The organism is Amycolatopsis sp. lyj-346 (assembly GCF_046548975.1).
GTDB lineage: Bacteria > Actinomycetota > Actinomycetes > Mycobacteriales > Pseudonocardiaceae > Amycolatopsis.
Window position 1 is genome coordinate 292,175 of sequence record NZ_JAJPWT010000007.1, and the last position, 16,797, is coordinate 308,971.

General features: G+C 73.1%; 13 protein-coding genes. 10 read left to right on the forward strand and 3 right to left on the reverse strand.

What is annotated here, in order from left to right; genetic code table 11:
* The first annotated feature begins 31 nt into the window (after nt 1-31).
* The 6 genes from ACLJQE_RS23190 (at nt 32) to ACLJQE_RS23215 (ending at nt 5,503) form a co-directional block, all read left to right on the forward strand.
* Complete coding sequence (locus ACLJQE_RS23190) at nt 32-610, forward strand: response regulator transcription factor (protein ID WP_410641405.1); 579 nt, start codon at nt 32-34, stop codon at nt 608-610.
* 9 nt (nt 611-619) lie between these two features.
* A complete protein-coding gene (locus ACLJQE_RS23195; protein ID WP_410641406.1) occupies nt 620-1,876 on the forward strand; it encodes an extracellular solute-binding protein in 1,257 nt (418 codons plus the stop codon).
* Between the two features lie 5 nt (nt 1,877-1,881).
* Complete coding sequence (locus ACLJQE_RS23200) at nt 1,882-2,787, forward strand: carbohydrate ABC transporter permease (protein WP_410641407.1); 906 nt, start codon at nt 1,882-1,884, stop codon at nt 2,785-2,787.
* Entirely contained in the window at nt 2,784-3,608 is an 825-nt protein-coding gene (locus tag ACLJQE_RS23205) for a carbohydrate ABC transporter permease (RefSeq protein ID WP_410641408.1), read from the forward strand. The genes ACLJQE_RS23200 and ACLJQE_RS23205 overlap by 4 nt, the downstream gene beginning before the upstream one ends.
* Entirely contained in the window at nt 3,605-4,954 is a 1,350-nt protein-coding gene (locus ACLJQE_RS23210; protein WP_410641409.1) for a GH1 family beta-glucosidase, read from the forward strand. The genes ACLJQE_RS23205 and ACLJQE_RS23210 overlap by 4 nt, the downstream gene beginning before the upstream one ends.
* 99 nt (nt 4,955-5,053) lie before the next feature.
* Complete coding sequence (locus ACLJQE_RS23215) at nt 5,054-5,503, forward strand: hypothetical protein (protein ID WP_410641410.1); 450 nt, start codon at nt 5,054-5,056, stop codon at nt 5,501-5,503.
* A 90-nt stretch (nt 5,504-5,593) separates the two neighbouring features.
* Here ACLJQE_RS23215 and ACLJQE_RS23220 read toward each other — a convergent pair whose 3' ends face one another.
* Both ACLJQE_RS23220 and ACLJQE_RS23225 read right to left on the reverse strand, forming a co-directional pair.
* The gene (locus tag ACLJQE_RS23220) at nt 5,594-9,229 is read right to left on the reverse strand and encodes a BTAD domain-containing putative transcriptional regulator (protein ID WP_410641411.1); all 3,636 of its coding nucleotides are present in this window, start codon (nt 9,227-9,229) and stop codon (nt 5,594-5,596) included.
* 250 nt (nt 9,230-9,479) lie between these two features.
* Nucleotides 9,480-12,725, reverse strand: a complete 3,246-nt coding sequence (locus ACLJQE_RS23225; RefSeq protein WP_410641412.1) for a BTAD domain-containing putative transcriptional regulator — start codon at nt 12,723-12,725, stop codon at nt 9,480-9,482.
* A gap of 172 nt (nt 12,726-12,897) precedes the next feature.
* Between ACLJQE_RS23225 and ACLJQE_RS23230 the strand changes: the two genes are divergently transcribed.
* From ACLJQE_RS23230 to ACLJQE_RS23245, 4 genes are read left to right on the forward strand one after another with little or no spacing between them, the layout of a single operon-like run.
* Nucleotides 12,898-13,143 carry a WXG100 family type VII secretion target gene (locus ACLJQE_RS23230; protein ID WP_410641413.1) on the forward strand — a complete coding sequence of 82 codons (246 nt, stop codon included), beginning with the start codon at nt 12,898-12,900 and terminating at the stop codon, nt 13,141-13,143.
* Nucleotides 13,140-13,385 carry a WXG100 family type VII secretion target gene (locus ACLJQE_RS23235; RefSeq protein ID WP_410641414.1) on the forward strand — a complete coding sequence of 82 codons (246 nt, stop codon included), beginning with the start codon at nt 13,140-13,142 and terminating at the stop codon, nt 13,383-13,385. Before ACLJQE_RS23230 ends, ACLJQE_RS23235 begins: the two co-directional genes overlap by 4 nt.
* Nucleotides 13,386-13,431: 46 nt before the next feature.
* Nucleotides 13,432-14,034, forward strand: a complete 603-nt coding sequence (locus ACLJQE_RS23240) for a helix-turn-helix transcriptional regulator (RefSeq protein ID WP_285986199.1) — start codon at nt 13,432-13,434, stop codon at nt 14,032-14,034.
* Between the two features lie 48 nt (nt 14,035-14,082).
* A complete protein-coding gene (locus tag ACLJQE_RS23245; protein WP_410641415.1) occupies nt 14,083-15,408 on the forward strand; it encodes an amidase in 1,326 nt (441 codons plus the stop codon).
* Nucleotides 15,409-15,623: 215 nt separating this feature from the next.
* Here the strand turns inward: ACLJQE_RS23245 and ACLJQE_RS23250 are convergent, their stop codons facing one another.
* Nucleotides 15,624-16,778, reverse strand: coding sequence for a cell division protein DivIVA (locus ACLJQE_RS23250; RefSeq protein ID WP_410641416.1), 1,155 nt, complete (start codon nt 16,776-16,778; stop codon nt 15,624-15,626).
* Between the last annotated feature and the right edge of the window lie 19 nt (nt 16,779-16,797).

Consider the following 16,797-nt stretch of genomic DNA (forward strand, 5'->3'; position numbering starts at 1 on the left):
TCAGGGATCGTCGTGGGCGGAGGAGGGTTCGATGGACCAGGTGCGAGTGGCGGCGTGGGCGTCCGACCCGATTGCGTTGACCGGGCTGATCAACCACCTGAAGTCCCGCCCGGAGCTGCTGGTCCTGCCGCGTGCCCGCCGGGGCGAGGCGGCGGTGCTGGTGTTCGCCGTCGGGGAGGTCGACCGCGAGGCCGTCGCCGCGCTGCGGGCCGCGTCCGCCGAGTCGCCGGCCGCGATCGTGCTGGTGGCCGGGCACGTCGACCCCGCGCACGTCGGCCTGCTCGCCGACTGCCACGTTTCCGCCGTGCTGCCGCGGACCGCACTCGACCGGCTCACCGCGAACGTGCTCGCCGCGGCGCGGGGCCGCTCGTCGTCCCTGCGTGCGCAGGTGGCGGCGCTGGCCGACGAGCGCGGCGGGGCGGCACTCACGCCGCGCGAGGTGGATGTGCTTCGCCTGATGGCCGAAGGCTGGGACACTGCCGAGATCGCGGGCAAGCTCTGCTACTCGGAGCGGACCGTGAAAAACGTCATCTACGCCATGACCAACCGGCTCAACCTGCGCAACCGGCCGCACGCGGTCGCCTACGCCGTGCGGGCCGGTGTGATCTGAGGAAGCCTGTTGCGAACGATCGTCCGCCGCACCGCCATCGTGGTCGCCGCGCTGATCCCGCTCGCCGCCTGCAGTCCGGGTGACGCCGGGGACAAGACCAAGCTCACCATCGCGACCTTCGGTGAGTTCGGCTACGCGCCCCTGATCGCGGAGTACGAGAAGCTGCACCCGGACATCACGGTGCAGAACCGCGTCACCGACTTCGACACCCACCACAAGGGGCTCGCGACGCAGCTGGCCACCGGCCACGGCGCCGCCGACGTCGTCGCGATCGAAGAGCAGTACATACCGCAGTACCGGAAGGCGAAGGACAAGTTCGCCGACCTCGCCGGCTACGGGGCCCGTGAGCTCGAGAAGCAGTGGGTGCCGTGGAAGTGGGCGCAGGGCACCGACGGTGCCTTCGTGCTGGGCCTCGGCACGGACATGGGCAGCCTCGCCCTCTGCTACCGGCGTGACCTGTTCCAGGCCGCGGGCCTGCCTGCCGACCGCGACGAGGTCGCGAAGCTGATGCCCGACTGGGAGGCCTACGCCGCCACCGCCGAACGGTTCACGAGCAAGACGCCGAACGTCAAGTTCGCCGACTCCGCGGGCACCGTCTACACGGCGATGCTCAACCAGTCGCCGGAGAACTACTTCTCCCAGCGCGACGACTCCTTCATCGCCGACCGCAACCCGAGCGTGCGCGCAGCTTTCTTCCTCTCCGGCGGCCTCGCCGCGAAGGGACAGACCGCGGCGGCGACCACGTTCACCCAGGCGTGGAACGTGGCGATCAAGCAGGGCTCCTTCGCCACCGTCGCCTGTCCCGCGTGGATGCTCAGCCAGATCAAGGAAGCCGGCGGCGACGCCAACCGCGGCAAGTGGGACGTCACGACCGTGCCCGGCAAGAGCGGCAACCAGGGCGGGTCGTTCCTGACCGTGCCGAAGCAGGGTGAACACCAGAAGGAGGCGTACGAGCTCGCCCGCTGGCTGACCGCCCCGGAACAGCAGAAGAAGCTCTTCCTCTCCGACGGAATCCTGCCCAGCGAGCCGGCGGTGTACGAGGATCCGCAGGTCGTCGCGCACACGGACGCGTATTTCGGGGACGCGCCGATCGGCCGGATCTTCGCCGCTTCGGCCGATCAGCTGCACCCGAACTACCGCGGCCTGCGCGACGCCGACGTCCGGCCGGAGTTCGGCCGCGCTCTCGGCCGGATCGAAGAACGCACCGACACCGTCGAGCAGGCCTGGACGAAAGCCGTCCAGCAGGCTCAAGCCGCCCTGAAGTAGCGCGCGTGCAGCACCGGCTCGCCCGTTGGGACCGCACGGTCACGCCGCTGCTGTTCGTCGCGCCCTTCTTCGCCCTGTTCGTGGTTTTCGGCGCCTTCCCGCTGCTGTACACGGCGTGGGTTTCACTGCACGACTGGAACCTGCTCGAAGGCGACCAGGGCGGCTTCGGCCTCGCCAACTACGGCGACCTGCTCTCGGATCCGCACTTCTACAACGCGCTCGCCAACACGGTCTCGATCTTCCTGCTCGCCGCGGTCCCGGAATTCCTGCTGGCCCTGGGCATCGCGGCGCTGCTCGACCGGCCGCTGCGCGCCGCGACCTGGTGGCGCACCGGGGTCCTGCTGCCGAACGTCGTGTCGGTCGTCGCCGTCGGGCTGGTGTTCGGGCAGCTGTTCAGCCGCGACTACGGCGTGGTCAACGAAGTCCTCGGCTGGTTCGGCGCAGGGCCGGTCAACTGGCGGGCGACAACCTGGTCTTCGCACTTCGCCGTGGCGAGCATGGTGCTCTGGCGCTGGACCGGCTACAACGCCCTGATCTACCTGGCCGCGATGCAGGCCGTCCCCGGCGACCTGTACGAGGCCGCGGAACTCGACGGCGCTTCGCGGTGGCGGACGTTCTGGTCGATCACCGTGCCGGGCATCCGGCCCGCGCTGGCCTTCACCGCCATCGCGGGCACGGTCAACGGCCTGCAGCTGTTCGCCGAGCCGCAGCTGTTCGACGCCGGCGGCTCGGCCGGGACCGGCGGCAACGACCGCCAGTTCCAGACGCTGGTCATGTACCTGTACGAAAAGGGGTTCACGCGCCTGGACGCGGGCTACGCGGCCGCGTTGACCTGGGTGATGTTCGTGATCTGCGCGCTGTTCGCGCTGGTGAACTACCGGCTGGTGCGCCGGTTCGTGAGGTCGGCGTGACGGCGCGGCGCCGTCCCGGCGGCTGGGTGTACGCGGTGCTGACCGGGGTGCTCGGCGCGTCGGTGTTCCCGCTGTACTGGTCGTTCGTCGTGGCCACGCGCGACAACGCCGCGATCGGGGAGACGTCGCCGTTGCTGCTGCCGGGCGGGAACCTGGCCGGGAACGTGCGGCGCGTCTTCGACACCGTCGACTTCTGGCTGGCCATCGGGAACTCGCTGATCGTCGCGGGCACGGTGATGGCGGCCAACGTCGTGCTGGCGAGCCTCGCCGGATTCGCCTTCGCGCGGCTGCGGTTCCCCGGCCGCAACACGTTGTTCCTGCTGGTCGTCGGCTCGGCGATGGTGCCGGCGCAGCTCGGCGTCATCCCGCTCTACCTCGTCATCGGCGACCTCGGCTGGTACGGGCGGCTCGAAGCGGTGATCGTGCCGGCGCTGGTCAGCGCCTTCAGCGTGTTCTGGATGCGCCAGGCCTGCGAAAACGCGATCAGCCCGGACCTCGTCGACGCCGCGACCGTCGACGGCTGTTCGATCCTGCGCACCTACTGGCACGTGGCCGTGCCCGCCTTGCGCGCGCCGGCCGCGGTGCTCGCGATGCTGACGTTCATGGCCACGTGGAACGACTACTTCTGGCCGCTGGTCGTCCTCGACCCCAACGAGACGCCGACCGTGCAGGTCGCCCTGTCGCAGCTGGCCAGCGGCTACTACACCGACTACGCGCTGATGCTCACCGGCGCGACCGTCGCCGTCGTGCCGGTCATCGCGTTGTTCCTGCTGCTGGGCCGCCACATCGTGCGGGGCATTCTGAAAGGGGCACCGGTATGACCTTCCCGACCGGCTTCCTGTGGGGCGCGGCGACCGCGTCCTACCAGGTCGAAGGCGGTGTCACCGAAGGCGGCCGCGGGCCGTCCGTCTGGGACACCTTCGCGGCCACCGACGGCAAGGTGCTCGGCGGTGCGACCGGCGCCGTCGCCTGCGACCACTACCACCGCTACCCCGAGGACATCGGCCTGCTGGCCGGGCTCGGCCTGAACGCCTACCGGTTCTCGGTCGCGTGGCCGCGCGTGATGCCGGACGGCCGGACGACGTCCGCGGCCGGCCTCGCCTTCTACGACCGGCTGGTCGACGAACTGCTGAGCCGTGCCGTCGTGCCGGTGCTGACGCTCTACCACTGGGACCTGCCGCAGGCGCTCGAAGACGCCGGAGGCTGGCCGGAGCGCGACACGGCTTCGCGGTTCGCCGACTACGCCGCGGTCGTGCACGCCGCGCTCGGCGACCGCGTGCGCCAGTGGACGACGGTCAACGAGCCGTTCTGCGCGGCGTTCCTCGGCTACGGCAGCGGGGTGCACGCTCCCGGTGTCCAGGACCACGACACGGCACTGGTCGCGGCCCACCACCTCCTGCTGGCGCACGGCCTGGCGACGCGGGCGCTGACGGCGCAGGCCCGGCCGGGTCACGAGTTCTCGCTGGCCCTGAACTTCGCCCCGGCGATCCCGGACGGCTCGTCGCCGGCGCACGCCGAGGCAGCGCGGAAGTTCGACGGCATCCACAACCGGTTCTTCCTGGACCCGGTGCTGGGCCGCGGCTACCCGGCGGACGTGGTGGCGGCCGCGGGCCGGTTCGTCGAGTGTGTCCGCGATGGCGACACGGACGTCATCGCGGCCCCGATCGACTGGCTGGGCGTGAACTACTACGCCCCGGCCCGCGTGACGCCGCTCGAGGACCCGCAGGCGCCGAGCAACTGCCCGCTGCCGACATTGCGAGGGATGGATGTGCTGCCGGCCCGTCCGCCGTTGACGGCGTTCGGCTGGGAGCAGTCGCCTTCGACGCTCACCTCGCTGCTGGAGTGGGTTTCCGCCCGGTCCGGTGGCCTCCCCCTGGTGGTGGCGGAGAACGGAGCGTCCTTTGTGGACACGGTCGTGGACGGCCGTGTGTACGACGCGGCCCGGGTGAACTACTTCATGGAGCACCTGCGCGCGGTCCACGACGCTCTTCGTCTCGGCGTCGACGTCCGCGGGTATTTCGCCTGGTCGTTGCTGGACAACTTCGAGTGGGCCATGGGGTACACGCAGCGGTTCGGCTTGATCCACGTCGACTTCGAGACGCAACGCCGGACGGTCAAGGATTCGGGTCGCTTCCTCGGCCGGGTCGCCAAGGCCAACGCACTGTGAATTCGTGGTTTCGATCGACCCTCGCCGGGTTGCTCCAGGAACTTGATCTTCGCCCGGAATGCCGGTACGGTCCGGCTCAAACGGACCTAGGGGGAAATAGTGAGGATTCGACAGCGCCGGATCGTGGCGGTCATCGGCATCGTGGTGGGCTTCATGACCGCCGGTGTCCTGCCTGCGCAGGCAGCGCCCGCCGGCACCGCCGAATCGGCGTCGGTCGCGGCCGCCGAGCCGTCGACGTCGCCGGCTCCGGCCCGGCGCGTCTGGGTCTCGGTCGGCGAGGTGCACGACTGCCCGACCGGCTACGCCTGTGCCACTCCGAGCTGGGGGCCCAACGGTGGCTGGGAGTTCCAGTTCTACAACTACGGCACGTATTCGCTGAGCAACTTCTACGGCGACTCGGGCTCCATCAGCAACAGCCAAACCGGAAACGCGGGCATGCGGATCCTCGACCAGAACGGCAGGGTGATCCGTTGCCAGTGGGCGGGGACAGCCGACTACGTCAACTGGGATCCGGTCTATTACATCACCTTGTCGTCCACGCCCTGCTGACACGGGGCCCACGGCTCCTCGCAGCAGTTCGGTGAGCACCGACCCGGCCGGGTCGGTGCTCACCGTCTTTTCCGGCAGCGCAACCCACGATCAGCCCGGCGCGCGCCGGCGGACGGCGTCGGCGACGCCCGAACGGGACTGCGTCTCCAGCTTGCCCAGCAGGCGCGCGACGTGCGCCTGGACCGTCCGCCGCGGCAGGGCCAGCTCGGCGGCGATGTCCGGGTTCGACCGGCCCTCCGCGACCAGGCCGGCGATGCGGATCTCGATCGGCGTCAGCGACTCCCAGCCGTGGCCCGGGCGGATCGGGGAGAACAACGCGCCGCGGCGGACACCGAGGCGGCGCAGCCGCGTTTCCGCGCGCCGCAGGTCCCAGCGCGCGGCCAGTGCCGTGTACAGCTCGGCGGCCTCCTCGAACGCCGCCTGCGCCGCGTCCAGGTGGCCCGCGCGGGCCAGCAGCACCGCCGCGTCCTCCAGCGCCGAGGCCAGCTCGGGGCGGCGGCCGACCGCGCGGAAGTGTTCGGCCGTGGCCAGCACGGGCGCCGGGTCCTCCTCGATCAGCCCGCGGCACCACGACGCCGCCGCGTGGGCCCGGGCCGGGCGCCGTTCCTTCGCCGCCTCTTCCTCGCACACCGCCAGCGCCCGGCGCGCGCGGCCGACGTCGTCCTGCTCCATCGCCAGCCGCACGAACGCCGGCAGCCACTGGTGCCGCAGCATCATCTGCGCGTACGTCGGGTTCAGGACCGGTTCGAGGACGGCCAGCGCGCGGACCCGGTCGCCGTTCTGCTCGGCCGCCAGTGCGTCGGCGACCAGCAGGAAGTCGAAGCTCTCGCGTTCGGCGCCGGTCGCCGGGGCGTACTCCTCGGCCGCGTCGAGGTGGGCCGCGGCCTGCGCCCGGTCGTCGCGGCGGCCCGCGATCAGCGCCGCGACGCCGTGCAGCAGCAGCGCCGCCGGGCCGGGCTCGCGCAGGCCGTAGAACGTGATCGCCGGGCCGTCCTCGATGACCGTGTCCAGCTCGACCAGCGCCTCATCCCAGCGGCCTTCCCAGTACCGGTGCACCGCGACGGACACCTGCAGCCCGACCGGCAGCGCGTGCCGGGCGGCGACTTCGCCCGCCGCGCGCAGGGCTTCGTCCGCTTCGGCCAGCCGGTCGAGGTTCTGCAGCGTGAACACGCGGTTGTCGAGCAGGTCGAGGTGCAGGTCGGCCAGCTCGTGCTCGTCGCCGACGGCTTCGATCGCCGCGTCGACGTGGGCGAGCGCGCGGTCGTGCTCGCGGCGCACCGAGTCGACCAGCCACAACGACTGCAGTGCGTGCGCGGTCAGGTAGCGGTCGCCGCCGGCGAGCGATTTCGTCTCGCGCGCCGTCTTCTCCGCAGCGTCCAAATCGGACAGACTGCCGCGCCGGAAGTTCGCCAGCAGCTGCCGGTGCTTGACCCGCCAGAGCTCCGGCACGGCCGGGTCGTCGACCCACGCGGCGAGCGTCGCGACGGCGCCTTCGGTGTCCCCACGGCGGTGCCGCAGCGCCGCGAGCACGTGCCGCATCTCCTCGACGGCGTCCGGGTCGGTGGCGACCTCGAGCGCCTGCCGCGTCAGGGCTTCCGGGCTGCGTTCCAGCCGGAACAGCACCTTGACCAGCGCCACGAGCAGCGTCTCGCGGCGCTGGTCGGTGCCGGAGCACGCGGCCAGCGCGCGTTCCAGCAGCTCCACCGCGATCAGCGGGGCCCGGGTCGAGACGACCGGGTGGTGGGCGGCGAGCCAGTCCAGCACCCATTCGTCCACTGTGGCCGGTGCCGCCACCAGCTGCTCGGCGACGCGCTTCACCGGCGCGCCGATGCGGGCGAGCGCTTCGGCGGCCTGCCGGTGCAGCGCCGCCCGCGTCCCGGCCAGCAGCCGGTCGTACAGCGCCTGGCGCAGCAGGGGGTGGCGGAACGCCAGCTGCGTCCCGGTGTCGATGAGGACGTTCGCCGCGACGGCTTCTTCGAGCGGCGCCAGCAGGTCGGACGGCCGGCTGCCGAGCACCGCGGCGATGTCGCCGACGGCGAACTCCATGCCCAGCAGGGCGCCCCAGCGCAGCACTTCCTGCGTCCGCGCGGTCAGGAAGTCCAGCCGCCGGTCGACCGCGGCGACCAGCGACCGCGGTGCCTCGAACTCCGCCGGGTCGTCGACGTCGGCCTGGCCGCCGCTCACCGCCACCGCGCCGGCCCGCCGCAGGACGTCGACCATTTCCTTGACGTACAACGGGTTTCCGGCACCACGGGCGGCCAGCTCGCGCAGCCCCGGCCCGGGTGGCGCCCCGAGCTGGTCCTCGATCAGCCTGCCGACGTCTTCGCCGGTCAGCGGCGCGAGGTCGAGGACGACCCCGTCCCGTGCCTGGACGCCGCGGCGCAGCTGGGCGAGCTCGGCGCGGTCCGGCGCCGGGCGGGTCGCGGCCACCAGCAGCAGCGGCAGCTGCCGGGTCGCCGCGCAGAGCCGGTGCCAGACCAGCACGGAAGCTTCGTCGGCCCACTGCAGGTCGTCGATCACCAGCACCTGCGGCGACTGCGCGCACAGCTCGTCGACCAGCGCCAGCAGCCGGTCGACGGCGCCGAGCACCGGGTCGGCCGGGCCCCAGCTGCGCCGCGCCGGGCCTTCGCCCGCGAGCTCCTTCGCCACCCGCGCGCGCCGCGGGTCGGGTGAATGCGCGTCGATCGCCAGGCACTCCAGCACGACCTGCAGCGGGAACCGGGTGCTCAGCTCGTCGGCGGCCGCCCAGAGCCGCTGGAAACCGGCGCCGTCCGGCAGCGAGCCGGCGAGCAGCGAGGACTTGCCGATGCCCGCGTCCCCTTCGATCCAGACGGCGCGTCCCCGGCCGGCCCGGACGCCGGCGACGAGCTCGGCGAGTTTCGTCATTTCGGCTTCCCGGCCGAACAGCCGGGGCCCGGTGACGACGACGGGCGCGGCGGGCGCGTCGAGGGCCGGGTCCTGGGCGAGGATCTGCCGCTGCAGCTGCTGCAGCGCGGGACCGGGTTCGACGCCGAGTTCCGCGACGAGCGTGGCGCGGGCGTCGCGGAAGACGTCGAGGGCGTCGGCGGGCCGTCCGCTGCGGTAGAGGGCGAGCATGAGCGATTCCCGCAGCGATTCCCGCAGCGGGTGGTCGCCGGCCAGCACCGCCAGCTCGGGCGCGAGATCGAGGTGCCCGCCCAGGGCGAGCACGGCCTCGGCACGTCGTTCGAGGGTGTTCAGCCGCAGCTCGGCGAGGTATTCGCGGTGCCGCTCGGCGAACCCGCCGGGCACGCCGGAGAGGGCCTCGCCCTGCCAGAGCGCGAGAGCGTCGTCGAGCTCGGCGACCGCCGCCCGCGGGTCGCCCCGCTCGAGGTGCCGCTGCGCGCGTTCGCGGTGCCGTTCGAACAGGGCGGCGTCGAGTGCGTCTTCGCCGAGGACGAGGGAGTAGCCCGCCGGATCCGACACGAGGACGCTGGCCGCCGACCAGCGCGACCGGTCCGGTTCGAGGGCCCGCCGCAGCCCGGAGACGTAGGTGTGGACGCTGCCTTCGACACTCGCGGGCGCGGAGTCACCCCAGACCCCGGCAATCAGCTCGGCACGGGGCACCGGACGGCCGGCGTTGACCGCGAGCACCGCGAAGATGGCACGCTGACGCGCGGGGCCGAGGCCGATTTCGGCCGCCCCGAGCCAGGCCCGCAGCGGGCCGAGCACGCCCACCCGCAGGCCGGTGTCCGCATCCCCTGGCATGTCGTTGCCGTCCCCTCTGGGACTCGCGCCCCAGACCCCTTCCCCCAGGGACATCTCGGTACCGACTACTCCGGTGACCTTACCGACGTGGCAACCCCCGACAAGGTTGCGCGCACCCTCCCCAGCGCCCCAATGTGGCCTTGGTTGCGTCCAACGCACCGAAGGCCACATTGGGTGCGTTGAGCGCACCGAAGGCCACATTGGGTGCGTTGAGCGCACCGAAGGCCACATTGGGGCGCTGAGCGCGTGGTCACTCGCCCACGGTGGCTTGCGGGCGGGCCGAAGGCGCCCGCCGGATGCCGAACGGCCCCATCCGGGTCTCCGCGCGTCGCACGTCCCACACCGCGCCCATCGTCGTGTACGCCGTCAACGCGCCGCGGAACGCCGTGCGTGCTTCCGCCAGCTCACCGGACTCCGCCAGCAGGATCGCCGCGTCCTCGGTGGCCTTGGCGTGCTTGAGCAGCCGGCCGGCCGTCCGGTAGTGCCCGGCCGCCGTCAGGACCGGCTGGGGGTCGCCGGTGGCCAAGCCGCGGCAGTGTGCGGCCGCCGCCGCGTGGGCGGGTGGGACCTCTCCCTCGGGTTCGAGCAGGCGCAACGCCTCCTGCACGCGCGGCCGGTCGCCGAGCGACAAGGCGAGCCGGACCAGGTCGGGGAGCCACTGGTGGCGGGCCGCCGGCGGGTGGTTTTCCGCCAGCAGTGGCGACAACGCCGCCAGCGCCGCCTCCGGACGGCCCTCCTGCTCGGCCAGCAGTGCCCGCGCCGCGAGCAGGAAGTCGCCGCCGTCGGGCTCCAGGCCCGGTGGCCACTGCCGCCGGTCGGCCGCGTCGAGGTGGGTTCTCGCCTGGCCCGGTTCGCCGCGGTGGCCGGCGATCAGCGCGCCGACGCCGTGCACCAGCAGGGCCGAACCCGGGCTGCGCAGGACGTACGACGCCGTTTCCGCACCGTCGCGGATCACCGCGTCCAGCTCGGCCAGTGCCTCCGGCCAGCGGCCCAGCCAGTAGTAGTGCACCGCGCCGGCCAGGTGCATCTCGCCCGGCACCGCGCGGGTCGCGGCGATCCGCCGGGCGGCGTCCAGCGGCTCGGCGGCGTCGTCGAGGCTGTCGAGCTTCGGCACGGTCAGCGCCGCGTCGTCCAGCGGGTGCAGCCCGGCCGGTGCCAGCGCCGTCTCCTCGCCCAGTTTCTCCAGCGTGGCCAGCAGTGCCTCGTGCCGCCCGCGCCACATCTCCGGGACGTCGGCGTCGTCGAGGGTCCGCTTGAGCTCGGCGGTCGCCTCCGAAAAGTCGCCACGGCGGTAGTAGACGTACGCCAGGATCCAGCGCATCTCGGCCGCGCGCCTGCTGTCGGACGTCCGGGCGACGACCGAGCGCGCCTCGGCTTCGGGTTCCCGGCCGAGCCAGAACAGCAGCCGGGCCAGGGTCGCGGTCAGCGTCTCCCGCGCGTCCGGCGGCAACGTGCCCTGGGTGACGGCGTGGCGCAGCAGGTCCACCGCGACCCGCGGGGTCCCGGTGGCGACCGCCCCGATGTGCTCCAGCAGCCACCCGGTCACCCACGGGTCCACCGGCGCGGGCGCGGCGGCGAGCTGCTCGGCGACGCGTTCGGCCGGTGCGCCCGCGGCGGCGAAGGCCTCGGCCAGCTGCCGGTGCAACGCGACCCGCATCGCGGCGGGCGTCTTTTCGTAGAGCACGCGGCGCACGAGCGGGTGCCGGAACGCCAGCCGGTCGCCCGATTCGACGAGCACCCCGGACGTGATCGCCTCGTCGACCGCGCCGACCAGCGCCGTCGGCGGCCGCTCGGTGGCGACGGCGATGTCCGCCAGCGAGAACTCGCGGCCCAGCAGCGCGGCCCAGCGCAGCGTGTCGCGAGTCCCGCTGGAGAGGAAGTTCAGGTACAGCGTGATCCGCGAGGCCAGCGGCGACGGGATCGGCAGCGACGAATGGCCGTCCAGGTGCGCGTGGACGCCGTCGAGCACGATCACCGACTGCGCGAGCAGCGTCTCGACGATTTCCCTGACGTAGCGCGGGTTTCCGGCCGCGTAGGAGACGAGCAGCTGCAGCCCGGGCCCGGGTGGCGCGCCGGCCAGCTCGGTGGCCAGCTCGCGCGTGGCGTCCTCGGCCAGCGGCGGCAGGGTCAGGACGGTGATGTCATCGTTGTCAAGCAGGTCTTCGAGCGCGGCCGGCCGCGGTACCGGGCGGCAGGCGCCGACGAGCAGCAACGGCAGCTGCCGCGTCTCCCGGCTCAGGTAGCGCCAGACGTGCAGCGTGGCGTCGTCGGCCCACTGCAGGTCGTCGACCACGAGCACGAGCGGCGCTTCCGCGCACAGCTCGCGGACCAGCGCGAGCACGTCGTCGACGGCGTCCTCGCCGGGCTGTTCGGCCAGCCGCGTGGCCAGCGCGGCCCGGCGTGCGTCGGTGGCGCGCGGGTGCACGCCCAGCGCGTCGAGCAACGGCCGCAGGGCGAACCGCTGGTCCAGCGCGTCCGCGGCGGCGAAGGCCGGCCCGAAATCCCGGGCCGCGGCGAGGACTTCGGCGAGCAGCGCGGTCCGGCCGCTGCCCGGTTCGCCTTCCAGCCACACCGACCGCCCCACGCCGGCCCCCAGATCGGCGACGGCTTCGTGCAGCCGGTCGAGCTCGGCCTCCCGGCCGACGAAGATCTCCGTCCGCTCCGGCAGCGCCGCGGCCGGCACCCGCGGCACGACCGCAACGGGCGGCGGCTTGGGCTCCGCGGCCGGTGCCGCCAGCAGTTCGTCGTGCAGCCGCCGCAGGGCCGGGCCGGGTTCGGTGCCCGCGGACTCGACGAGCCGGTCGCGGACGTCGGCGTAGACCGCGATCGCCTCGGTCCGCCGCCCGGCCCGGACCAGTGCCCGCATGAGCAACCCGCGCAACGTCTCGCGGAACGGGTGTTCCCGGGTCAGCGCGGTCAGTTCGGCGACGAGTTCGGTGTGCCCGCCCGAATCCAGCACGACCTCGGCGCGCCGCTCGATGGTCGCGAGCCGCACTTCGGTGAGCCGGGCGCGTTGCGCGGCGGCGAACGGCCCGGGCAGGCCGGACAGCGGAACGCCGTGCCACAGCGCCAGCGCGTCGTCGAAGGCCTCGCGGGCCCCGCGCAGATCACCGGCGGCGTGCCGGCGTTGCGCCTGCTCGCGCCGGGCTTCGAACCGGTGGACGTCGATCGCTTCGGCGGGCAGGCGCAGGGAGTAGCCGGAACCGATCGACGCGAGCAGCTGCGGGCCCTCGCCCTTGGCCCGGCCGGGTTCGAGTGCGCGTCGCAGCCCGGAAACGTAGGTGTAGATGGAGCCCTGCGCGCTCTGCGGCGGCGCGTCGCCCCAGACGGCGTCGATCAGCTCTTCGCGTGAAACCGTGCGGTTCGGGTGCATCGCCAGCGCGGCGAGGACCGTCCGGCGGTGTGCGGAGCCGAGGTCGAGCTCCGTTTCGCCCTGCCAGGCCTTCAGGGGGCCCAGCAGCTGGAGTCTCGGTGCGGAGCCGTCCGCGGCCGACATCGGTCTCCCTTCGTGCGCGACGAATCGTCACGCGCCGGATGCCTGCCGTGAGCATACGCGGACGTCGTGAACCGGCAGGCAAGGATGGCGGACATTCGGGCAACGGCAGCCGGGCGGGGTTCCGCGCCGCCACGGCGTGCGCCACGCTCGGGGTGCCCGAGAGGAGCCGCGGATGCCGACCGAAGACATGCAGCGGGCCGCCGCTTGCTTCGCGCACGCGCTGGACGGCGCACGGTCACGCCTGCGCGACGTCAACAGCGAGATGGCGATGGTCCAGGCGTCGTGGCGCGGTGAGGCGTCGGTGCGGTTCGGCCAGGCGATGAGCGACTGGGAGCAGGAGTTCGACGTGATCCTGTCGCGGCTGGCGCAGCTGCTGGAGGCGACCGGCGGCCCGATGCCGCGGCCGCGCCTGCCGTGACGCGGCTCGACTTCAGCTTCGCCGATCTGGTGCTGGACCGGATGGGCGCGATCACCGGGGAGCTCGGCGAGCTGCTGGCCGACCTGGAGGCCCGGGTGGAACCGGGGCTGGCGGGCTGGACTCCCGAGGCACGCGAGGAATACCTGCACGCCAAGCGCGAGTGGGCCGGCGCGGCCGGGCGGATGCCCGGGTGCCTGGAGCGGGCGCGGGCGGCGTTCGGGGAGCTGTCTTCACGGGCGTGAAGACGGAATAGGGAAGGCGTGAAGACACGCCGTCCACACTGCCCCCATGAAGCCCGTCGAAGTGAGCGTCCTCGCCTCGGACCCGATCACGCACGCCGGCGCGGTGAGCCTCCTGGACAACCACCCCGACGTCCGGCTGACCGACCTCGTGCCGGACGTGCTGCTGGTGATGGAGGACCACGTCACCGAGACCGTCCTCGGCGAGATCCGGGCGGCCAAGGCGTCCCACGTCGTGCTGGTCGTCGAGCACTTCCGCGAAAGCGACCTGATGGCGGCGCTGGAGTGCGGCGTGGTGGCGATCCTGCCGCGCCGCGAGACCGGCGGCGCCGAGCTGGTGACGGCGGTGCTCGCCGCGGGCGACGGCACGGCCAACCTGCCGCCGCGGCTGCAGGGCGCGCTGCTCGCGCAGGTGCAGCGGATGCGCAAGGACGTCCTGGAGCCGAACGGGCTGACGCTGTCGGGGCTCGCGGCCCGCGAGTGCGACGTGCTGCGCCTGGTCGCCGAGGGCTTCGGGACCGAGGAGATCGCGGCGAAGCTGTGCTACTCCGAGCGGACCGTGAAGAACGTCCTCTACGGCCTGATGACGCGCTGCGGCCTGAACAACCGCGCCCACGCCGTCGCCTACGCGCTGCGGGCCGGGGCGATCTGAGACATTTTCTTTGCCGCTGTCACCTTTTCGTGGGCTAGGGTCGCGATCATGGTGCGCACGGCAGTGGAGATCGCGGACTCCGTCCGGGCCGGGAAGCTCGACCCAGTGCAGGTCACCGAGGAGGCCCTCGACCGGATCGCCGCGGCGGACGGCGTCGTCGGTGCCTTCCGGCGGGTGCGTGCCGAGGAGGCGCTGAAGGAAGCCGCGGAGGTCGCCGCGCGGCCGGATCTCGCGTCGCTGCCGCTGGCCGGGGTGCCCGTCGCGGTCAAGGACGTCACCGAGATGACCGGCGAGTACGCGTCACACGGTTCGCTGGCGGGCTCGTCCGCGCGGGTCGACGCGGACGGCGTGATCGTGACGCGGCTGCGCGCGGCGGGCGCGGTGATCGTCGGGCTGACGCGGGTGCCGGAGCTGTGCATCTGGCCCATGAGCGACACCCCGGACGGCATCGCCCGCAACCCCTGGGACCCGACGTACGCCGCGGGCGGCTCGTCGGGCGGCAGCGCGGCGGCGGTGGCGGCCGGGATGGTCCCGCTGGCCCACGGGTCGGACGGCATGGGCTCGGTCCGCCTCCCGGCGGCGATGTGCGGCCTGGTGGGGTTGAAGCCGGGCGCGGACCTGCTGGCCGAGGGCGGCTGGTTCGGCATGTCGGTCCACGGCCCCCTGGCCACGACGGTCGCCGACACGGCGTTGCTGCTGTCGGTGCTGGCCGACTCGCCTTCGCTGGCTTCGGTGGTTTCGCCGTCTCCGGTCCGCATCGGCATGTCGACGACGGTGCCGCTGCTGCACTCACCGGTCCCGAAGGAGCTGGTGGCGGCGGTCTCGACGGCGGCGGGGCTGCTGGCCGCGGCCGGTCACACGATCGCGCCGGAGGCCCCGCGCTACCCGGCGTCGATGGTCCTGGGCATGACGGCCCGCTGGCTGGCGGGCCCGGCGGAGCAGGCCCGCGGCTTCGACGTTTCACGGTTGCAGCCCCGGACACGAGCCCACGTCCGTGCGGGACGGCTGGTCGAGCGGGCGGGCCTGGTCCGCGCCCGCACGCGTGACCGGTGGGTGGCCCGTGCGGAGGAGTTCTTCGCGTCGCACGAGGTGCTGCTGACGCCGACGCTGTCGCACTGGCCGGTCAAGGCGGGCCGCTGGCACGAGAAGCGGTGGCTGGCGAACGTCCTCCCGTCGACGCGCCTGGCGGGTTTCACGGGCCAGTGGAACTTCGCGGGCTACCCGGCGATCACGGTCCCGACCGGCCGGTCGGCGGTCTCCGGGCTGCCGACGTCGGTGCAGCTGGTGGCCCGCCCGGGCGGGGAGCCGCTGCTGCTGGGCTTGGCGGCCCAGCTGGAGGCGGCCAACCCCTGGCCCCGCACGGCCCGCAACTGAAGCGCCCCAAGGTGGCCTTGGTTGCGTTGAACGCACCCAAGGTGGCCTTCGGTGCGTTCAACGCACCGAAGGCCACATTGGGGCGCTTGAGTGCCGCTGTCAGCGGGTGCGGAACTGTCGGTGCTCGCCGGTAGCGTGGAAAACGGGGGCTGCTCAGGCCCGGGACACGCCGAAGGCCGCCTCGAAGCACTCGAGGCGGCCTTCGGCGCAAAGGCTCAGTTGCCCGGCTTGCTGCCCGTCGGCGACAGCGGCTTCGCGCCATTGCCGTTCGCCGGCTTGGTTGCCGGGCCGTTCGAGTTCGCCGGCTTCGCCGCCTGCGGCGCCGGCTTCGGGGCCGCGGCCGGCTTCGGCGCCGGCTTCGGGGCCGCCGACTTCGGGATCGACGGCTGCACCACCGGAACGACCGGCGCGGACGGCGTGGTCGCCGACTCCGAATCACCGCCGACCAGCTTCGACGCCTGCGGGATCACCGCTTCCTCCGGCAACGTCGCCAGCTGCGTCTCGCTCCGGTTGAGGATGTCCTCCGCCATCGCCAGGCTCTTGCGCGCCTGCTCGCGGATCTCCGCCAGCCGCTCGACCTTGCGGTTGGCCGCCGTCGTGCGCTGGGCCGCCTGGGTGGTCGCCTCGTCGAGCCGCCGCTTGGCTTCCGCCGTCGCCTCGTCCAGGCGCCGCTTCGCCTCCGCCGTCGCCTCCGCGAGCCGGCGTTCCGCCTGGTTCTTGCTCGCCGTGCGCTGGTCGGCGACGTGCTTCTCCAGCGCCGCCTTCTGGGCCGCCTGGGACGCCTCGAACTCGCGCTCCAGCTTCCGGCGCTTCCGCTCCGCCTCGTTGTCCAGCAGTTCCCGCCGCTGGGCGGCCTCGACCGTCAGCCGCTGCACCTCGGCGCGCGTCTCCGCCAGCGCGGCCTCGTGCTCGGAGTGCAGCAGGTCGGCCTGCTTGTCCAGCTCCGCCACCAGTTTCGTGTACCGCTCACGCAGCTTCGTCGACGCCTCCGTCGAGGACGCCCACGTCTTCTCCGCGGCCACCTCGGCGCGCTTGATGATCTCGTCCGCGCGGGCCTGCGCGAGCGTCACCGTGCGCTGCATCCGCTCGTCGAGGTCCTCGAGCCGCTCCGGCGGCTTCTTCAGCTCCTCGACGCGTGCTTCCAGCGCCGCGACCTGCTGCCGGACGGACTCGACCTCGCGGGTCGCGGCGGCGGCCTGCGCGGCGGCGGCGTCGCGTTCGCTGAGCACCCGGCGCAGCTGGGCCTCGACGTGGTCGAGGTACTGCCGGACTTCGTTGCGGTCGAAGCCGTGCCAAGCCTGGGTGTATTCACGACGGAGGGGGAGGAGGCCGTTGAGGGCGGTTGCGGCGGGGTCGCGCTCAGGAACCATGCGCCCGACCGTACCCGGG